The sequence below is a fragment of the Streptococcus sp. SR4 genome (genome assembly GCF_000517725.1).
GTDB classification, from domain to species: Bacteria; Bacillota; Bacilli; order Lactobacillales; family Streptococcaceae; genus Streptococcus; species Streptococcus salivarius_F.
Genome location: NZ_AZYW01000008.1, coordinates 1 through 18859 on the forward strand (window position 1 = coordinate 1; position 18859 = coordinate 18859).

An 18859-nucleotide genomic window follows, 5' to 3' on the forward strand; every position below is an offset into this window, starting at 1 on the left:
GAGCCAAAAAAAGACATGTTTCCATGCCTCTTTTTTATCTTACAATTCGATATCTCCGAAAAGATCCGCCATTGAGAATCCAGATTGAGTTTCTGGAAGTTCGAAGTCACGTTTTTCTTGACGTTTTGGACGACGTGGACGTGATTGACGTTTTTCGTTGTTTTCGCCTTCTGCGTTAGCTGGACGTTCTTCAAGAGCTTTGATTGAAAGTGATACACGTTCTGCATCAGCGTTTACTTCAAGAACTTTAACAGTAACGTCTTGACCTACTGAAAGAACATCTTTTGGATTTTCAACACGTTTGTGTGAAATTTGTGAGATGTGAACAAGTCCATCGATACCTGGCAATACTTCAACGAAAGCACCGAAGTCAGTCAAGCGTTTAACTTTACCTTCGATAACATCACCAGCAGCAAGTTTTTGTTCAACGCCATCCCATGGTCCAGGTGTTGTTGCTTTAAGTGAAAGTGATACACGTCCTGCTTCTTCGTCGATAGCAAGAACTTTAACTTCAACTTCATCACCTACAGATACAACTGATTTAGGTGAAACGTTACGTTCGTGAGACAATTCAGTCACGTGAACAAGTCCGTCAACACCACCAAGGTCGATGAAAGCACCGAAGCTTGTCAAACGAGCAACTTTACCAGTTACGATTGAACCAACTTCAAGTTTAGAGAAGACTTCTTTACGAGCTTCTGCAGCTTCTGCTTCAACAACTTCACGACGTGAAAGGATGAAACGGTTTTCAGCTGGATCAACTTCTTTAATTTTAGCGTCAAATTCTTGACCTACAAATTGTTCAGTGTTACGAACAAAACGAGTATCGATCATTGAAGCTGGAATAAATCCACGAAGACCTTCAAATTCAACAGAAAGTCCGCCTTTAACAGCGCGTGTTCCTTTAACAGTAACAACTTCTTCTTCACGACCAACAAGTTTATCCCAAGCTTTGCGAGCTTCCAAGCGTTTTTTAGATACAAGGTAAGTTACAGTATCAGTATCTTTACCAACAACTTGACGAAGAACAAGCACTTCAAGTGTTTCACCAACTTTAACAAGGTCTGCAACGTTTGCGTCACGGTCGTTTGTCAATTCACGACGTGTCAAAACACCTTCGATACCAGTTCCTTCGATAACAACATTTGCTTGATCATTATCTACTGAGATAACTTCAGCTGTTACAACGTCACCTGTGTTAACTTCGCTAACACTGTTTAGCAATTCTTCAAATTCGTTCATTCTAAAAAGATCCTCCAACAAGAGCCAGCCAATTCTGACCCTTGATAACAATATATTTTTAAAGGTACCCGCAAAGACAATGGTTAACATAGACGGTGCCAATGCACCCGATACCTTTTACTGGGGTAGCTGGATTCGAACCAACGCATGAGGGAGTCAAAGTCCCTTGCCTTACCGCTTGGCTATACCCCAATAGCAAAATGCTATAAAAAAACATCTAAGTACTTGATATCGACTATCCCGATTCAGTTTCTTAGACATGGAGAGAGAGGGATTCGAACCCCCGAACCCGAAGGAGCGGATTTACAGTCCGCCGCGTTTAGCCTCTTCGCTATCTCTCCTTAAGAACAAGAAATAGTATATCACAGTTTCTTGACCAAAGCAAGCCTTTACTTTGGATTTTAATGATTAAGATTGTATGATTCAATAATGGCAGCTACTGCATCATCCATTTTTTTGTGGAAACCTACAACATTTTCCTTGTCAACAACGGCAAACTTACCATCAATTTCCACAATTTGTCCGATGACTTTCTTCCCAACAAGAAGTTCAAAACCTTCAATAGTTGCTTTATTGACGACTACTTTAGCATCATTAATTTGGATTTCAATTTTTTTATCTTTTTTACTCATAGATTTATACCCGATCCTTGGCTCGAGCCATCCTTTCTTAATGTATCTTCTTAATTCTACCGAAAAAGAAAAAAGCTTGCAAGAGCAAGCCTTAAAATAATCGTTTATCTCTTAAGAATTAGTCAACTTTGACAATCCATCCTTCTGGTGCTTCAACATCACCAAATTGGATACCTGTCAACTCATCATAAAGTTTACGTGTTACAGGACCTACTTCTGTTTCTGAATAGAAGACATGGAAGTCATCACCATGTTGTACCCCACCAATTGGTGAAATAACGGCAGCTGTACCACAGGCACCTGCTTCGACAAATTTATCCAATTCGGAAATCTTAACATCACCTTGGATAGCTTTCATGCCAAAGCGATTTTCAGCCAAGTATAGCAATGAGAACTTAGTGATAGATGGCAAGATAGATGGGCTGAGTGGTGTAACGAATTCGTTATCGGCTGTGATACCAAAGAAGTTTGCAGAACCCACTTCTTCAATCTTAGTGTGAGTTGCTGGATCAAGGTAGATTACATCAGAGAAGTTACGGTCATGTGCAATCTTACCTGGCAACATACTTGCTGCGTAGTTACCACCAACCTTAGCAGCACCTGTACCATGTGGAGCAGCACGGTCATAATCATCTTGGATAAGGAAGTTTGTTGGAGCCAAACCACCTTTGAAGTAGTTACCTACTGGCATAGCAAAAATGGTAAAGATATACTCATCTGCTGGATGCACACCAATGATATCACCAACCCCAATCAAAAGTGGACGGAGATAAAGTGTTGCACCTGTACCATATGGTGGAACATATTCTTCATTTGCACGTACAACTTGTTTACATGCATCTACAAATTTGTCAACTGGAACTTCTGGCATCAAAAGACGATCCGCAGTACGTTGCAAACGTTTAGCATTTTCATCTGGACGGAACAATTGAATAGAGCCATCTTTAGTACGGTAAGCCTTGAGGCCTTCAAAAGCTTCTTGACCATAGTGAAGGGCTGGAGATGCTTCTGAAATATGCAAAGTCGCATCCTCAGTCAATTGCCCCTCATCCCATTTACCGTCTTTGTAATATGAGATATAACGGAATGGAAGTTTACTGTAATTAAATCCTAGATTTTCCCAGTCTAAATCAACTGTCATGTGTATATCCTCTTTTCTGTTACTATGTGCTTTCTAGTATAGTCCTTTTCATTGAAAATTTCAAGGTTGTGTTGCAAAATTCTGACAATTCTTTTTAAAACAGTTCTTTAGTCTCTTAAAGAAAAAAACTCTGCTCCCTAGTAAGAGAACAAAGCTTTCTTATCATTATTTTTCAATAATCTTAGCAGAAAAGACTTCTTTGTCTGCTAAACCTTCAATAAAGCTTCCATTGCTAGTACGATCTGAAAGATTTAGAAGGGACAAATCAACCTCTGCAGTTTCACCTGTCGTGGCTGTCACAAGCAAGGTCTGAGGAGTCTCCTCTACTGGTGTTGCTAGAAGATCTATCTCACCACCAGCATTTTCTGTAAAGACTGGACCAGCCGTAAAGACGCGATGTGGTTTCGTCTTAAGCTCACGAAGAACTTGGAGACCTCGACCAGCTCGCTTAGCCTGTGGGATATCAGCTGTAGCCACACGTTTGAGACTGGCTCTTTGTGTTAGAAGGTAGAAACTTTGAGTATTTGCCACAAAAACAGCCTGAACGATATCATCATCCTTAAGATTGATTGCCTTAACACCTGCTGCCTTGGCCCCAACTACTGGCACTTCGTCCGCGTTAAAGCGAAGGGCATAACCTCTTTGAGTGATAATCATGATATCATCCAATTGAATTGGAGTGACTGTGACAATAAAATCACTATCATCCTTGAGTTTAGCGTATTTAACCGACTTAGACTTGTAGGTACGCCATGGCGTAAATTCCTTGCGTTCGAAACGTTTAATCTGACCCAACTTGGTAGCTGCTAGGTAGGTACCAGCTTCAAAATCATCCAGGATTTCAGCGTAAAGCACTTCTTCATCCTTAGATAAATTAGTGATGGTTTGTGATAGATGCTCTCCCAAATCCTTCCAACGAATATCTGGCAACTCATGGATTGGACGATAAATCACATTGGCCTGGTTAGTGAACATCAAGAGATGCTGTGTCGTCTTAGCCTGCTGAACCAGAATCAAATCATCATCATCACGTTTTCCGACTTCATCAATCGTTGAAGCATTGAAAGAACGTGGGCTAGTACGTTTGACATAGCCACCACGAGTGATGCTGACATAGGTTTCTTCTTCAACAATCAAACTTGCGGTATCAATTTCAATGGTCTTGGTTTCCGCTTGCAGCTCTGAACGACGGTCATTACCAAATTTCTTCTTGATATCACGGAGTTCACGTTTCATGACATTAAACATGGTACGCTCGTCTCCAATGATGGCAGCCAAGGTCGCAATCTGCTCACGTAAATCGGCTTCCTCATTTTTGAGAGTAACGATATCCGTATTGGTCAAACGATAAAGTTGCAAGGTCACGATAGCTTCGGCCTGTTCTTCTGAAAAATCATAGCTGACTTTAAGATTTTCCTTGGCATCTGCCTTATTTTCAGAAGCTCGGATAAGGGCAATAACCTCATCCAAAATAGAGATGACACGGATCAACCCTTCAACAATATGAAGACGTTTTTCAGCTTTTTCCTTATCAAATTTTGAACGGGCAACGATAATATCGCGACGGTGGGCAATGTAGCTAGACAAAATCTTTTGCAAGCCCACTTGACGTGGAGTGAAATTGTCGATAGCTACCATGTTGAAATTGTAATTGACTTGAAGATCCGTATATTTCAAAAGATAGTTAAGAATGGTTTGGCTGTCAGCATCCTTCTTAAGTTCGATAGCAATACGCAACCCCGTACGGTCAGACTCGTCACGAACTTCTGCAATGCCAGGAACCTTGTTATTGACACGAACATCATCGATTTTTTTAACAAGAACTGCCTTATTAACATCGTAAGGAATTTCAGTAACAATGATTTGCTCCTTACCACCTTTGAGTTGTTCAATTTCAGTACGTGAACGCACAACGACGCGGCCCTTACCAGTTTCGTAAGCCTTGCGAATCTCATCTTTACCCTGAATGATAGCCCCTGTTGGAAAATCTGGGCCAGGCAAGAATTCCATCAATTTATCCAGTTTAGCAGATGGGTGATCAATCATGTAGACAACAGCATCAATGACCTCTGCCAGATTATGTGGTGGAATGTCTGTGGCATAACCAGCAGAAATCCCTGTAGCCCCATTAACCAAGAGGTTTGGAAAGGCGGCGGGTAAAACGGTTGGTTCCTTCTCTGTATCATCAAAGTTCCAAGCCCAAGGAACGGTGTTTTTATCAATATCTTGAAGAAGGTAGCCAGCAATCTCTGACAAGCGTGCCTCTGTATAACGCATAGCCGCTGGTGGATCACCATCCATAGAACCGTTGTTACCGTGCATTTCAACTAAGATTTCACGATTCTTCCAGTCCTGGGACATACGCACCATGGCGTCATAAATGGAACTGTCACCATGGGGGTGAAAATTACCCATAATGTTACCCACCGACTTGGCAGATTTACGATATCCCTTGTCATGGGTATTGCCATCCTTATTCATGGAATAAAGAATACGACGTTGAACGGGTTTCAGACCGTCACGAATGTCAGGAAGCGCACGCTCCTGAATGATGTATTTGGAGTAGCGCCCAAAACGCTCCCCCATGATGTCCTCAAGGGACATGATTTGAATATTAGACATATAAGATACAAAGGGACGTTTCGGCTTGCCGAAAAATTCTGTAGAAAAATAGGAAATCGATGGAGGGTTCCATGAACCCAAAGCGATTTATCTTTTTTCCTAGGAAAATAGTCCCGTGTTCAGTTACTACAAATAACTAAACGATCCTTTCTGTAGTTTTAAATACGTAGTTAAATGATGGAATCATGAGCTTCACACACTTTTAGGGCGTGTTCAACTCCTTTCAAAGAAAATTGAGTAGTTTTTTGTGGAAAAGGAATTCAGTTACTACAAGTAACTAAACGACCCTTTCTGTAGTTTAAGGTTTTTAAAATAAACTATTGGATCAATGGTTCGAGAGGTTATCCTCCGCATACTTAATCATCTTCTCAGCCACTTCCTGATCATAGTCAAATCCCATCTTTTGGGCTAGACTTTGAGCTTCCCGATAAAAGATATTCATGGTAGCAAACAAAGACTGAGTAATCTGTTCTAGACTAGATAAATTAAGTAGCTTTGAGAACTCCTTCTCTTTCTCATCTGGTAGATAGTGAAAAAGATTCTTGTAATTCTTCCCGATATCAACTGCTCCCCTATCACTTACTACCTGCCAAGCCAAGATCTTGAGGAGTTCTTGCTGACAAATGCCATAGAGGTGATCAGTTGCATAGATAAGCTGATTTCTTCGTACCCCTTTGACGACATAAGTCGATACCCACCAAAATTCATTGCAAGATGCAGCAAATTCCTCTTCAGTAGGTGGATAGGTCAAATAGCGCTTGGAATTAGGCTGATAGGCTTCAAACAAACCTTTGTCGTCTTTTAGTACTCCGAAACCTGCCTCGCTATCCACCCACTCTTGGATATATTCTTTAGGACAGAGGGTCAAATCGATGCGGTTACCATCTTCAAAAAGCATAAGATAAAGATATCGATGACCAAGTAAATTGTGCTGTTCAATCAGACGGTTACCAAACTGGTTTAGCCAAGATAAATCAGAAATTAGCTCTTCCAGATTCTCAACTATATAGACCACATCATAATCTTGAAACTCATCTTTTGGGAAATCTGGAGTAGTCCGTGAACCAGACATGGCGACAGCCACGATTTGTAAGGTTTCAGCAGTCTTGAAAATTACATCGAGCATTTCTGTTTCAGTTCTCATGGGAATACCTGCCTTTTTAGTGGAGATTGAAATTAACTATATCAATTCAAAAAAGTTTCATAAAGATAGAAAGATCACACATCAAGAAACATAAGTAATTCTTCTCTAGCTATCTTTATTCTTGAAAACTCATCAAATATAAAATTTGTACATTGAATATCGTCAAAGTTTGTCAAATAATATTTTGATGAAGAATTTATCGCTCTTAATAATTTGTTAAAACTACCTAAAATTATTGGAGGGATTTCTGAATTGTTCAGATGATTAATTTCAGCTTCAATCAGATCTTCCATTGCTATAAAAATTTCACCTACTTCATCCTTAACATCAGACGACATTTTCTTCTTATTTTGTTAGTTCTCGTTGAACTCTGAGTAACTCAGTATCCGAAAAGAGTTCGTCAATCGTAATCACATAACAAGTTGAAATATACTTCTTTATTATTTTTTTGCATTCTTTAGTAATACTCGGATCTTGCTTCAAAAAACTCATATAAGAGTCTACAATTTTTTTTAAATCCATATACTTAAGAAAAGTAAGCTCATCAATAATTTTTTCGTCAATATAATCATAGAACTGCGGATTAATTTTCAAATCTTTTTTTAAAGCGAAACGGTCTTTACAGTCTATATTTTGTATTAGCCTATGTCTAATCGTTTTTTCACTTCTAAAATGTTTTTCTAAAATGCTTTTAAGAATTGTTAGATATGAAGCTAAATCATCATGATAAATCAGGATAATATTTTCTATACTATAAAAATCTATCTGATAAATTCTTTCCAGATCTTCTTTTAAAAAATCACCATCTATTACTCCGTAAAAAGCGCTGTTTTGGGATACTTTCCTTTTAATATTTGAACAAGGACCACCATTTTCCAATGTATACCTTCTAAATAATGCTATATTTTGATAATATTTTTTATTTATTTCTCCTTCAAAGAATATTTTCTTATCAGAGGAAGGCAACATTTCTTCAGCTAAATGATTTAATTCCGCAATATTTAAATTAGAAAGCGATATCTCTGTCATAGCTCTAACCTTTCAAAATCATTAGCAATACAGTCTTTAAAAATGTATGGTGCATGAGTTGCTAAAACAATTCTACTGCCTTTTCTTTCGCACAAATATACTAAGTCATTAATAAGTTTTGATTGAAAATTTAATGATAAAGATACTTCTGGCTCATCAATTAGATAAATATCTGCTTTCTCAAATACAACTGATAGAAATAATTTTATTATCCTCTTTTCTCCTGAAGAAAGTTTCTCATAATTTATAACTTCCGAATTCTTTTTGACTTTAATTCTACCAGATTGAATTACAATCTCCAATCCTCCATAGCCGGTTGACAATAATTTATTGGTAATAATAATATTATCTTGAATTTCTTTAATTTTATTGGTTATACTTTCTCGAGTTCTTTCAGCTATATCTTCCTTTTCAAAAAAAGTAAACCCATACTTCTCTATGTTTTTTTTGATTTTTTCATCAATTTTATTCATTATAGCCTCTAAATTAGTATCGGGTGATATATAACAAGTATCATTGCTATTTAATGATTTTTCAAGTCCTTTTTGAAATACCTTAATAGATTTTACTTTCTCATTATTTTCTTCCAATTCTCTGTAATGAGCATCCTCTAAAGTTCTCAATAAATATTCATTAATAGTCGAAGCCTCTCGAATATACAAAAAAACATCCCTTTCATCTGCGACCCCATTAGTAGTAGAATAAAAACCATGTGGAATGTCATTCCTTAGTTTATTTAAAGTTAAACTGCACGTCCTGAATATCCGATCCACTCTTATCAAATTGTTTATTTGCCTACGGTTTCCTCTCCCACTTTCTGCGACTTGTAACAATGATCTCAATTCATCTAAATGTCGGCTTAACAGTTCTTGAAAAACAAATGAAATTCCACTCAATTCTCTAAGTACTAAATATAAATCATTTAGTGCAAACTCTATAGATTTGACATACTTGGTTAAATAATTACTCTCTAATATCTTATTCTTGGATAAAGACAATTCTGTAAAATCTTTTCCATCAATTTTTAAAGTAGATAAATTCAATTCATCTACTAAATTAAAAATCTTACTTTGAAATTCAATACTTGCAATCTTATGCAAATTATCAATCGCAGTTAATATTCTGGTTTTTCCTCGACCATTATTTCCATAAATAACAGTATTTTTAGATAAATCTATATTTCGATGTTCATTCAATACATCCTGTGGAACATCTTTAAATGAAAATTCTAATTTCATAATATTTAACTCCTTTTCTCATCCTAAAACACTGTCGCTTCTTCCAGCGTAAACTTAACGTTATCTTCAATCCATTGACGGCGTGGTGCTGGTTTATCTCCCATAAGGACTGAGACACGACGTTCGGCACGCGCTAGGTCGTCAATAGTCACTCGGATAAGCGTTCTTGTTTCAGGATCCATGGTTGTTTCCCAAAGCTGGTCCACATTCATTTCACCAAGCCCCTTGTAACGTTGGAGAAGAGCGCCACGACCAAACTTTTGACGAAGTTCTTCAAGCTCACCATCAGTCCAAGCATATTCGACAACTTCCTTCTTACCTTTTCCTTTAGACATCTTGTAAAGGGGAGGCAGAGCGATATAGACGTGCCCTGCTTCAACCAGTGGACGCATATAACGATAAAAGAAAGTAAGTAACAAGGTCTGGATATGAGCTCCATCGGTATCAGCATCGGTCATTAAGATTTCTCTTTATTTTTTTATTTTAAATAGTGATTGGAATAATATAAAAGATGAACAGTAATCACTCCTCAGTTTACAATGTCCTTCCTTGACTTTGTAACTGTATCAGAATCGCTTTAACCTTCCTGGTTTCTATTTCGCCAACCACCAATTGAAGCATTGCACTTATCGCAATTAAAATGAAAGATACACAAGATAGTGTCAATGAGGTGGAGAGTTCGCCAAAGAATAAGATAAGGTTTAAGATTGATAGACAAGTCATGATAGATGCATTGGTTACTAAAACAATAGCCAATGGCATACGAAATAGCCTATAATGGTAAATACTTTTAATAAGAGATGTGATACTACAAGCAACACTTAGAGGAGAAAAAACATAGACATAATAGAAAGCCAATAACAAACCCGAATAGGTCCTCTGTGAGAAGGGATTATCTATCAACGATAGAAGGAAGGTCACAAATACGACTATTGGAAGGGCCACGAAGCGTGTTTTTATTGGTCTCTTTTTATAAACACTTAAATAAGCTATTGCTCCTCCACAAACAGGAAGAACTACTTGAGGATAGTAAAGTAAAAAACTTAATACCTTAAATACCATAGGTCTACCTCACACTGTCTTTTCCTGACTTAGAAATATAGTCTTTATTTTTTTCATTTGTCTGCCTCCAATTTCATTTCCTCAACCGAAAACCATTCCCAACAAAACTAAACCCTAGCGCTTTATAAAAACCGTCTTCTTCTGACACCAGCTCAATCCGTGTCGCTGGAAGCCGCGCCTCTATTTCCTCAATCAAGTGGCGCCCCAGACCTTGCCTGCGGTGACTTTTGGCAACGATGATTTCGCCGATGAAGGTCGTCTCCACATCGTCGGTGATGTAGCGGGCAAAACCAACCAGCTCGCCTGCCTCTTCCAATACCAGATAAATCGAAGCGGGCGCTTCAAGCATAGCTGCCACTTTTTCCTTGGTAAAATTCATCCACTGCTCCGCCTGATAAAGAGCGAACAACCCGTCAAGGTCGGAGGGAATAGCATTTCGTAAATTGACATGTTTCATAAAGATACCTCTTTCTTTTGGATATAAACGAGAAAAAGATATTTAACGCAATTTTACCATGATAGTCCTATCTCCTCTCTTACTTTTGGAAAATTGCAGAGCTATTTACTTGCTGGCTTCTTCCTGCTTGGGTTCTGCTTTCTTTGCGGGTTTGCGTTTTTGGTAGCGGCTGCGGATAGCATTGAGCTGGTCGCGCAGGCTAGCAAAGTAGGCTTTGACTGGGTAGGCGTAGGCATTGATTGCTGTGAAATCAACAAGAAACTCGTACAACTCTGTCAATTCAACACGCAAAGCCTTTGCTTGGCTAAGTGTTTTCCCAGCTTGCTCAGCCAAGCGCTCCTTGTAGACCTTCTCAAATTTTGCTTGGGCAGCTTTTAAGTTTTGGACGTGTTCCGTCAAATTTAGTGCTTGTATGGAGGACTGGTAGTCGCTCTGTGCCAACTGTTTCAAGAGGTGGTTAATACTTTCCGTTTCTTTTTAATAACTGGTCGTCGTAATGCCTTTGTATTGTTTGAAAAGCGGATTTAGCTGTTCATAGGCAGTCTGAATAGCTGGAACTTTCACACGCGAAAAAGCCTTGATAAAGGATAACAAAGTCACTAGAGCATCATCACGCTCACGGTCTGTTTTCTGTGAATTTTCCTGCACGAATGTTATGAAGGCATGATTGGAATTGTTCCAATAAAGGCTCCATGACGGAGGTCTTGCTGATATATACTAATTCCGTCTTATTCGCTTTTGCAAAACTATCAACAGCAGCAAAACTGTCGCTCAACAGTTGAAAGAAACTTTGTCCTTCCAATCGAGTTATATCTAAATTTGTAATCTATATTTCATTTTTTCTCCTAAAATTTCATTAAATTGTTTGTTTTTATTTCGGTGGAATTCTCCCACTTGGCAGAATGGATGTCGGTTTTTCCGCTGTTCTTCCTGCCACTTAAACTAACTTGTCGGATTTCCCGACGAGGCGGCTGGGGTCTTTTTTAGTGAATTCTTTCCTCTAATAGTCAGGGTAAAGAGGATCTTTAGCAGGGATAACTTTATCAGAAAGTTCCCTACCGAGAGAATGAAAGTTATCCTCACTCGGCTTTGCATAATCAGAAATATCCTTTTGGGGATCATATTTCATATCCCAGCGATTTCCCATAAGAGTATAAAACCTTTGCTGTTCTTCATTGTTCTTAAACCCCTCCTTTAGCATTGGAATGAATTTAGAAAATTGTGAATCTAAATATGCAAAAGCAGTATCATAAATATTATCATCTCCAACAATTTTTATTTCGTTCTCAGGAAAATGAGCGATATTTCTTGTATAATTTTCTAAATCATTATATCTAGTATCTGAAAGAGGCTCCTTACTCCACGGAGTAGTCACAAAATTCTCTGATATAGGTGTTTCCGGTTTATCTTTGTAAGAATAATTTAATTTTGTAGCTATAGCCAAAAACGGATACACTCGTAACTCACAAGCGATATTATCAATACCAGGATGACCATAAAATCTAGACCTTAAATCCCTGGCTCCTAGTTTTCCATAAAAATTTTTCGGAAGAACTGAGGTAGTAATTTCGTCAATAGTTTTACCTGTACTTGATTGACTGATAACATTATCATAAGATACAGGTAATAAAATTAAATTCGAGAAACGCTTACCGTCTTTAAAAATCCAAAATAGTTTAGCCGGGATATACATATAGTAAGACGGTTTGGGCGGTACAGTTAATGGTTTTGTAGATTCGTTATACAATGTATAGCTTGGATTCTCTTGCCAGAAATTTTGAACAATATTAAAATTTGTTGTATCAAGATATTTGCTTCTTTCCTCTGTCCTAAATCCTAGAAACATCGAAAGTAATAACGATATTATAGAAATTCCCAAAGGCAAAAACTGAATAAACTTATCAAAAGCAGTTTTATCATTATCCTTATTTTCTATCAGTAACGGTTGAGGAATGATGAAACTTGCGTTATCCGTTTTGTTTTCAATATCACTTGTATTTCCCTTTTTCTGATTAGTTTTACTAGATAGATTAACCTTCGCAACAAATTCTTTTTTAATATCTTTTTCTGGAATACTCTTTTGTTTTTTCTTTTTTTTTGCCATACACTTTTCCTTCTACGACGTGAGAAAAGCAAAACGTTATTTTTTGCTTTTCGAGCTAGTAAGGGAGTTAGCTTGTCCGCCTGATAGCGGCAAGTGTTTTTTCATTAGGAGCTTTTGCTCCAATGAAAAGTACTCCGTTAAAACACCCCCGTCTCCTCCAACGTAAACTTGATATTATCTTCAATCCATTGACGGCGTGGTGCTGGTTTATCTCCCATAAGGACTGAGACACGACGTTCGGCACGTGCTAAATCGTCAATCGTCACTCGGATAAGGGTTCTTGTCTCTGGATCCATGGTTGTTTCCCAAAGTTGATCAGCATTCATCTCACCAAGCCCCTTGTAACGTTGGAGAATAGCTCCACGACCAAATTTTTGACGAAGTTCCTCAAGTTCCCCATCCGTCCAAGCATATTCGACAACTTCCTTCTTTCCTTTCCCTTTAGACATCTTGTAAAGAGGAGGCAAAGCAATATAAACGTGTCCTGCTTCAACCAGTGGACGCATATAACGATAGAAGAAAGTAAGTAGCAAGGTCTGAATGTGAGCCCCATCGGTATCGGCATCGGTCATGATGATAATCTTATCGTAGTTGATATCGTCAAGGTTAAAATCAGCTCCAACACCTGCACCAATAGTGTAAATCATGGTATTAATCTCTTCATTTTTGAGAATATCTGCCATTTTAGCTTTCTCAGTGTTTAGGACCTTACCTCGAAGAGGCAGGATAGCCTGGAATTTACGATCACGGCCTTGTTTGGCTGATCCACCGGCAGAGTCACCCTCGACCAGATAGAGTTCATTTTTCTTAGCATTTTTAGACTGAGCTGGCGTTAATTTCCCTGATAAGAGCCCCTTGTCTTTTTTATTTTTCTTCCCGTTTCGACTAGCATCACGCGCTTTTCTAGCAGCCTCACGGGCATCACGGGCCTTGATAGCCTTACGCACCAAGTTAGAAGCTAAGTCCCCATTTTCCATAAGGAAGTAAGTCAGATGCTCTGAAACAATACTATCAACAATCGGACGAGCTAAAGGAGAGCCAAGTTTGTCCTTGGTTTGTCCTTCAAACTGAAGGTGTTCTTCAGGAACCAAAAGCGAGATAACTGCTGATAAACCTTCACGGTAATCTGACCCTTCGAGGTTCTTATCCTTTTCTTTGAGAAGACCCGTCTTACGCGCATAATCGTTAAGAGCCTTGGTAATGGCAGACTTGAAGCCTGTTTCGTGGGTCCCTCCATCCTTAGTACGGACATTATTGACAAAGGAAAGGATATTGTCAGAGTAACCGTCATTATACTGAAGGGCTAATTCCAAGTGAAATTCTTGCTGATCTCCATCAATATAGATAACTGGTGTCAACGTTTCCTTGTCCTCATTCAGGTATGACACGAAGTCTTGAACCCCATTTTCATAGTGGAATTCTTCACGAACTTCTTCTTCGCCACGCAAGTCAGTCAATGTCATAGTGACATTCTTAAGAAGAAAGGCTGATTCTTTGAGACGCTCTGAGATAGTGTTAAATTTAAAGTCAGTTGTTGAAAAGATGCTCGCATCAGGCATAAAGGTAACTTTTGTACCTGTCTTAGACTTAGGCGCTTTACCAATCTTTTCAAGCCCTGTTACAGGGTGACCACCATTTTCAAATCGTTGGCGATAAACACTACCGTCACGGGTAATTTCTACCTCAAGCCAACTAGACAGCGCATTAACAACTGAGGAACCCACACCGTGAAGACCTCCAGAAGTCTTATAACCACCCTGTCCAAATTTACCACCCGCGTGGAGAACGGTGAAAATAACTTCAACTGTTGGTTTACCCATGGCATGCATACCTGTCGGCATCCCACGTCCAGAGTCAGAAACAGAAACAGAACCATCCTTATTTAGGGTGACAGCGATAACATCACCAAAACCAGAAAGAGCTTCATCGACCGCATTGTCGACAATCTCCCAAACTAAGTGGTGAAGTCCTGTTCCATCTGTTGAGCCAATGTACATTCCAGGGCGCTTGCGAACCGCATCCAACCCTTCTAGTACCTGAATGGCATCATCATTATAATTATTTACATTAATTTCTTTTTTAGCCAAGAGTGACCTCCAAAATTTTCATCCTTATTATTTTATAAGTTTTCAGAAGAATTTGCAAAAGAAATCAAGAAAGTTCAAAAGATATCTTAAGGCTGACTGACTTTGTCAATTACTAGGCTGTATGCTATAATTATCTCATGAAAATCTTATTGTTAATCCTAATCGCCTACTTGCTAGGTTCCATTCAGACCGGCCTCTGGATTGGGAAACTTTTCTTCCATACCAATCTTCGTGAGCATGGCTCTGGAAATACTGGAACAACCAATACCTTTCGTGTTCTAGGTAAGACTGCTGGTACCATCACCTTCTTGGTGGATATGTTCAAGGGTACCTTGGCTGTTCTTCTTCCTATCTGGCTTGGTGTTACAGAGGTTTCACCTCTAGTCATTGGTTTCTTTGCCATTATCGGACATGTTTTTCCAATCTTTGCTGGATTTAAAGGTGGGAAGGCCGTTGCGACAAGTGCTGGGGTGCTTCTTGGTTTCGCCCCACTCTACTGTGTCTTCCTACTCTTGGTCTTTGCCCTAACACTCTATCTAACCAGCATGATCTCATTTTCTAGTGTCACTGCTGCAATTGTTGGACTGATTACCTTGGCTGTGTTTCCAGCCATCCACTTCTTGCTAGATGGCTATGACCTTATTTTCACTGGGGTCCTTACCATCATGGCTTTGATTATTATCTTCCGCCACACTGAAAATATGGGGCGAATCCGTAGGCATCAAGAAAACTTGGTACCTTTTGGACTTAATTTAACCAAACAAAATCCAAATAAATAATACAGATCTATCAACCACTAGCAAAAAGCTAGTGGTTTTCTTGTTCTCCTAATCAAACAATGCTTTCCAAGTCAAAGAATAAAGATCCGAAGTCTACACCTCGGATCTTTTTTAGGCTTAAGCTTTAAAGCTGACACCATTTTCTTTCAATTTTTTAACTGTCGCAGGTCCTACACCTTTGAGGGCAAGAACTTCTTCTTCAGTCACAGTAGCAAAAGCCTCTGCTGAAGTCAAACCTTCATTGTAAAGAGTCTCTACAAGGTTTGAACGAAGGCCTTCAACTTCTGGAAGTTCTGCAAAAGCTTCAAGACTAAGGTCTTTAGCTGCTACTTCTTCCTTAGCAACTGTCTTAGTTTCAGCAACAGGTTGTGGTGCTACTGGTGGCACTGGTGGAACAGGCGCAACTGGTGGGACAGGGGCTTTAACATTATTGAAAAGTCCTTGTTTTTTCAAACGGTGTTTAAAAGCTTTCTTTTTATTTTTTACTTTAGCCATGTTTAGTATTCTCCTATTTTAATCGGCGACACCTTTCCATAAAGTACTGTCGCCATTTTCTTTTTCATCCTCTATTAATAGTGACGTTCCCCGAACAAGCCATCTGGCATATCATGGAAACCTTTGCCAGCACGATAGTTGGCAAACTTACCAATTAGGAAATTGTAAGCATCCAATTTGGCTTCATAACGGTAACTTGCATCACGTGCACGCTCATCGCCATCTTCTTCCCAGATTTTCTTGCTAGCGGCCAAGGCCGTTTCGTTTACTTTAACTTGGGTAACAACCCAGGCTTCGAAGTCTTTTAGAAATTCTTGTTCGTAGGTCATATTTTCCTCTTCATTTTAAAAACCAGCTTAACGCTGGCTTCATTTTCTACTAATAGTGTGTAGAGCTCATAGCCTTACAGTCTCCTATTATAACAAATAATTAGAAATTTGACTAGGTTCTAAACTCTGCATATAAGGCTTTAATGTCATTTGGACGTGTGCGGCAGCAACCACCTAAAATCTTAACTCCAAACTGATCATGCCAATCCTTGCTGTGTTCCACTAAGGTCAGAGCATCCTTGTCCTTAGGTTTCCAAGTCTGCGTACTACCATCATAAACCTCACCTGAGTTGGGGTAAGTAATGAGAGCTTTTCCAGCATTTTTAAGAATAGTAAGAGCCTGATTATATAGCAGAGGCGAACTACAGTTGATTCCTAGAGCCAAGATTTGGTCTGACTGGGAAACAAGCTGGGTAATCTCATCTAAAGAAGTCCCATCACTGATAGTTCCTGGTTCTTGGACTGTAAAACTGATATAAGCTTCTGCTTCTGGAAATTCTTCAGCCAGAAGTTCAATCAAAGCTTGTGCTTCCAGATGATTAGGAATGGTTTCCAAAGCCAATAAATCGACACCCTGATCTAAGAGAATTTGAATGCGAGGGCGATGAAACTCCTTAAGTTCCTTGATAGTTATCCGACCATAATCACCAGTGTACTCAGAACCATTGGCCAAATAGGCTGCGTAAGGACCGACATCACCAGAAATCAATGGATAAGGACGCTTAGCTTTCTCACTGTCATCCAAAGTTGCCCAGACCTTATCGCGTGCATTCTTTGCCAACTGAACTGTCAAGGCAATAATCTGCTCCGCTTCTTTCTCAGTAAGTCCAGCGTCTATCAAGCCTGGTAAGGTTGCCTGATAAGACGATGTGGTAATCAAATCAGACCCAGCAGCTACATAGGTTTCATGGATTTTTTGAATAACTTCTGGCTTGTCAAGCAGGTACTTGGCTGACCAGAGTTTCCCAGAAATATCATAACCCAAGCTCTCCATCTCTGTTCCCAGAGCCCCATGAAGAATGAGGGGAGATTTATTCTCTAAATAGTCTTTAAATATTGCCATACAAGATCTCCTTACCATTTTTTAAAGCGAAGATAGTGATAGAGGTAGCAGAAAATCATGAAAGGAATACCAAAGTAGAGTCCCGCACGCTGCGAACTATCCCAAGCAATCCCGAGAACAGAAATGGCCAAGAGAACGATTGTAATATAAGGTAGGATTGGGTTAAACGGCGTCTTGTAGTCCAACTCATCATCAGAATGTTCTAAATTCCACTGTTTACGGAAGTTGATTTGTGCCATAGGAATAGAGAGCCAGACAACAACAACTGCAAATCCAGCGATTGATACCAAAGCTAGGTATACTGTATCTGCTGCATAGATACTTGAAAAGAGCGATAAAACTGCTCCTGCCATAGAAATCAAAAGAGCTGTCATTGGAACACCATGCTTATTAATTTTCACTAGCTTTTTATTGAGCATCCCCTCATTGGCCAAAGACCACAGCATACGGCTTGACGCATAAAGTCCTGAATTTCCAGCAGAAAGGATAGCTGTCAAGATAACAAAGTTCATGATGTCCGCCGCAAATGGAATTCCCATCTTATCAAAGACATCAACGAAAGGTGCTGAAGATACCCCTGCTTCTTTCATGGGAAGAAGCGAAGCCAAGACCACAATGGTCAAGACAAAGAAGATAACCAAGCGTCCAATCGTTGTTTTAATAGCTCGTGGAACAGCCTCTTTAGGATTGTCTGTCTCACCAGCAGCAATACCGATTAACTCTGTACCTGAAAAGGCATAGTTAACTGCCAACATGACTGACACAATGGCAAGTCCACCATTTGGAAAGAGACCGTTGGCCGTCAAGTGCTTGAACATAATAGCCTCACGGTGACCGTCAAAACTGACCAAACCAAACATAGCCCCCAGACCCAGGATGATAAAGACCAGGATAGCAATGACTTTTATTGACGAGAAGAAAGATTCTGCTTCCGCAAATGACCTCACACTTAGAGCATTAATCCCAAAAATCACCAGTGCAAAGAAGGCTGCGAACATCCAGGCTGGTACCAATGGAAACCAACGTTGCATCAGCATGGCTGCCCCCAGAAATTCTGTTCCCAAGGCAACCGTCCAACAAATCCAATAAAGCCAAGCTACCGTAAAGCCGGTTCCCGGACTGATAAATTTAGTAGCATAGGTGTGAAAGGACCCCGTTACTGGCATGGCAACTGCTAACTCACCCAATGAAAGCATGACCAAGTAAACAACGATAGCCCCCACAAGATAAGATAGTATCGCACCAAGAGGGCCTGCTTGTGCAATTGTATAGCCTGAACTCAAGAAGAGACCAGTACCAATGACACCACCCAACGAGAGCATAAAGAGGTGGCGAGAAGTCATCTTCCGTTGGAACTGACCCTCATTTTCATAATTATGGTTTTCCATAGTTTCCTCCAATATATGTGATAAAACAAGCTTAACACAATATTATC

Annotated in this window: 15 protein-coding genes, 2 tRNA genes and 3 pseudogenes; 1 reads left to right on the plus strand and 19 read right to left on the minus strand. The window is 39.4% G+C overall.

The features are described 5' to 3' along the window. Positions 1 to 39 precede the first annotated feature (39 nt). From rpsA to parE, 15 genes and pseudogenes are all read right to left on the minus strand, one after another. Positions 40 to 1242 carry a 30S ribosomal protein S1 gene (rpsA, locus tag HMPREF1519_RS01200; RefSeq protein ID WP_002885935.1) on the minus strand — a complete coding sequence of 401 codons (1203 nt, stop codon included), beginning with the start codon at positions 1240 to 1242 and terminating at the stop codon, positions 40 to 42. Between the two features lie 120 nt (positions 1243 to 1362). Continuing rightward, a tRNA-Gln gene (locus tag HMPREF1519_RS01205) sits at positions 1363 to 1434 on the minus strand. 68 nt (positions 1435 to 1502) lie between these two features. Next, positions 1503 to 1583 (minus strand) — tRNA-Tyr (locus HMPREF1519_RS01210). A 60-nt stretch (positions 1584 to 1643) separates the two neighbouring features. Next, the gene (locus HMPREF1519_RS01215) at positions 1644 to 1874 is read right to left on the minus strand and encodes a DUF2969 domain-containing protein (RefSeq protein ID WP_002886057.1); all 231 of its coding nucleotides are present in this window, start codon (positions 1872 to 1874) and stop codon (positions 1644 to 1646) included. Between the two features lie 118 nt (positions 1875 to 1992). Then, positions 1993 to 3024 (minus strand): annotated as a pseudogene (locus tag HMPREF1519_RS01220) (branched-chain amino acid aminotransferase); the annotation flags it as partial. A gap of 156 nt (positions 3025 to 3180) precedes the next feature. Continuing rightward, on the minus strand, positions 3181 to 5637 hold the full coding sequence (gene parC, locus HMPREF1519_RS01225; protein WP_037610864.1) for a DNA topoisomerase IV subunit A: 2457 nt from the start codon (positions 5635 to 5637) through the stop codon (positions 3181 to 3183). A 325-nt stretch (positions 5638 to 5962) separates the two neighbouring features. Continuing rightward, the gene (locus HMPREF1519_RS01230) at positions 5963 to 6781 is read right to left on the minus strand and encodes an aminoglycoside 6-adenylyltransferase (protein ID WP_037610812.1); all 819 of its coding nucleotides are present in this window, start codon (positions 6779 to 6781) and stop codon (positions 5963 to 5965) included. Between the two features lie 74 nt (positions 6782 to 6855). Continuing rightward, entirely contained in the window at positions 6856 to 7119 is a 264-nt protein-coding gene (locus tag HMPREF1519_RS01235) for a hypothetical protein (RefSeq protein WP_037610814.1), read from the minus strand. Positions 7120 to 7126: 7 nt separating this feature from the next. Further along, entirely contained in the window at positions 7127 to 7810 is a 684-nt protein-coding gene (locus HMPREF1519_RS01240; protein WP_037610816.1) for a hypothetical protein, read from the minus strand. After that, complete coding sequence (locus HMPREF1519_RS10185; RefSeq protein ID WP_081721212.1) at positions 7807 to 9048, minus strand: AAA family ATPase; 1242 nt, start codon at positions 9046 to 9048, stop codon at positions 7807 to 7809. The genes HMPREF1519_RS01240 and HMPREF1519_RS10185 overlap by 4 nt, the downstream gene beginning before the upstream one ends. Positions 9049 to 9071: 23 nt before the next feature. Next, a pseudogene (locus HMPREF1519_RS01255) lies at positions 9072 to 9512 on the minus strand (toprim domain-containing protein); the annotation flags it as partial. Between the two features lie 671 nt (positions 9513 to 10183). Further along, entirely contained in the window at positions 10184 to 10567 is a 384-nt protein-coding gene (locus HMPREF1519_RS01265) for a GNAT family N-acetyltransferase (protein ID WP_037610823.1), read from the minus strand. A gap of 105 nt (positions 10568 to 10672) precedes the next feature. Continuing rightward, a pseudogene (locus tag HMPREF1519_RS01270) lies at positions 10673 to 11215 on the minus strand (DUF6261 family protein). Positions 11216 to 11567: 352 nt separating this feature from the next. After that, entirely contained in the window at positions 11568 to 12671 is a 1104-nt protein-coding gene (locus HMPREF1519_RS01275) for a hypothetical protein (protein WP_037610825.1), read from the minus strand. 137 nt (positions 12672 to 12808) lie between these two features. After that, positions 12809 to 14758 (minus strand): DNA topoisomerase IV subunit B, encoded by a 1950-nt coding sequence (gene parE / locus HMPREF1519_RS01280; RefSeq protein ID WP_022495917.1) that lies wholly within the window; start codon positions 14756 to 14758, stop codon positions 12809 to 12811. 137 nt (positions 14759 to 14895) lie between these two features. On the opposite strand from parE, the gene plsY reads away from it, so the two are divergent. Then, positions 14896 to 15537, plus strand: a complete 642-nt coding sequence (plsY, locus tag HMPREF1519_RS01285) for a glycerol-3-phosphate 1-O-acyltransferase PlsY (protein WP_013990943.1) — start codon at positions 14896 to 14898, stop codon at positions 15535 to 15537. 117 nt (positions 15538 to 15654) lie between these two features. On the opposite strand, the gene HMPREF1519_RS01290 is transcribed toward plsY, so the two are convergent. The 4 genes from HMPREF1519_RS01290 to HMPREF1519_RS01305 all read right to left on the minus strand — a co-directional run bounded on the left by HMPREF1519_RS01290 (position 15655) and on the right by HMPREF1519_RS01305 (position 18812). Beyond that, positions 15655 to 16032 carry a helix-hairpin-helix domain-containing protein gene (locus tag HMPREF1519_RS01290; protein WP_002885939.1) on the minus strand — a complete coding sequence of 126 codons (378 nt, stop codon included), beginning with the start codon at positions 16030 to 16032 and terminating at the stop codon, positions 15655 to 15657. A 74-nt stretch (positions 16033 to 16106) separates the two neighbouring features. Beyond that, on the minus strand, positions 16107 to 16361 hold the full coding sequence (locus tag HMPREF1519_RS01295) for a DUF1912 family protein (protein WP_002886199.1): 255 nt from the start codon (positions 16359 to 16361) through the stop codon (positions 16107 to 16109). A 112-nt stretch (positions 16362 to 16473) separates the two neighbouring features. Then, positions 16474 to 17424: a homocysteine S-methyltransferase gene (gene mmuM / locus HMPREF1519_RS01300; protein ID WP_002885890.1), complete on the minus strand. Its 951-nt coding sequence runs from the start codon at positions 17422 to 17424 to the stop codon at positions 16474 to 16476. An 11-nt stretch (positions 17425 to 17435) separates the two neighbouring features. Further along, complete coding sequence (locus tag HMPREF1519_RS01305) at positions 17436 to 18812, minus strand: amino acid permease (RefSeq protein ID WP_022495918.1); 1377 nt, start codon at positions 18810 to 18812, stop codon at positions 17436 to 17438. Positions 18813 to 18859 lie beyond the last annotated feature (47 nt).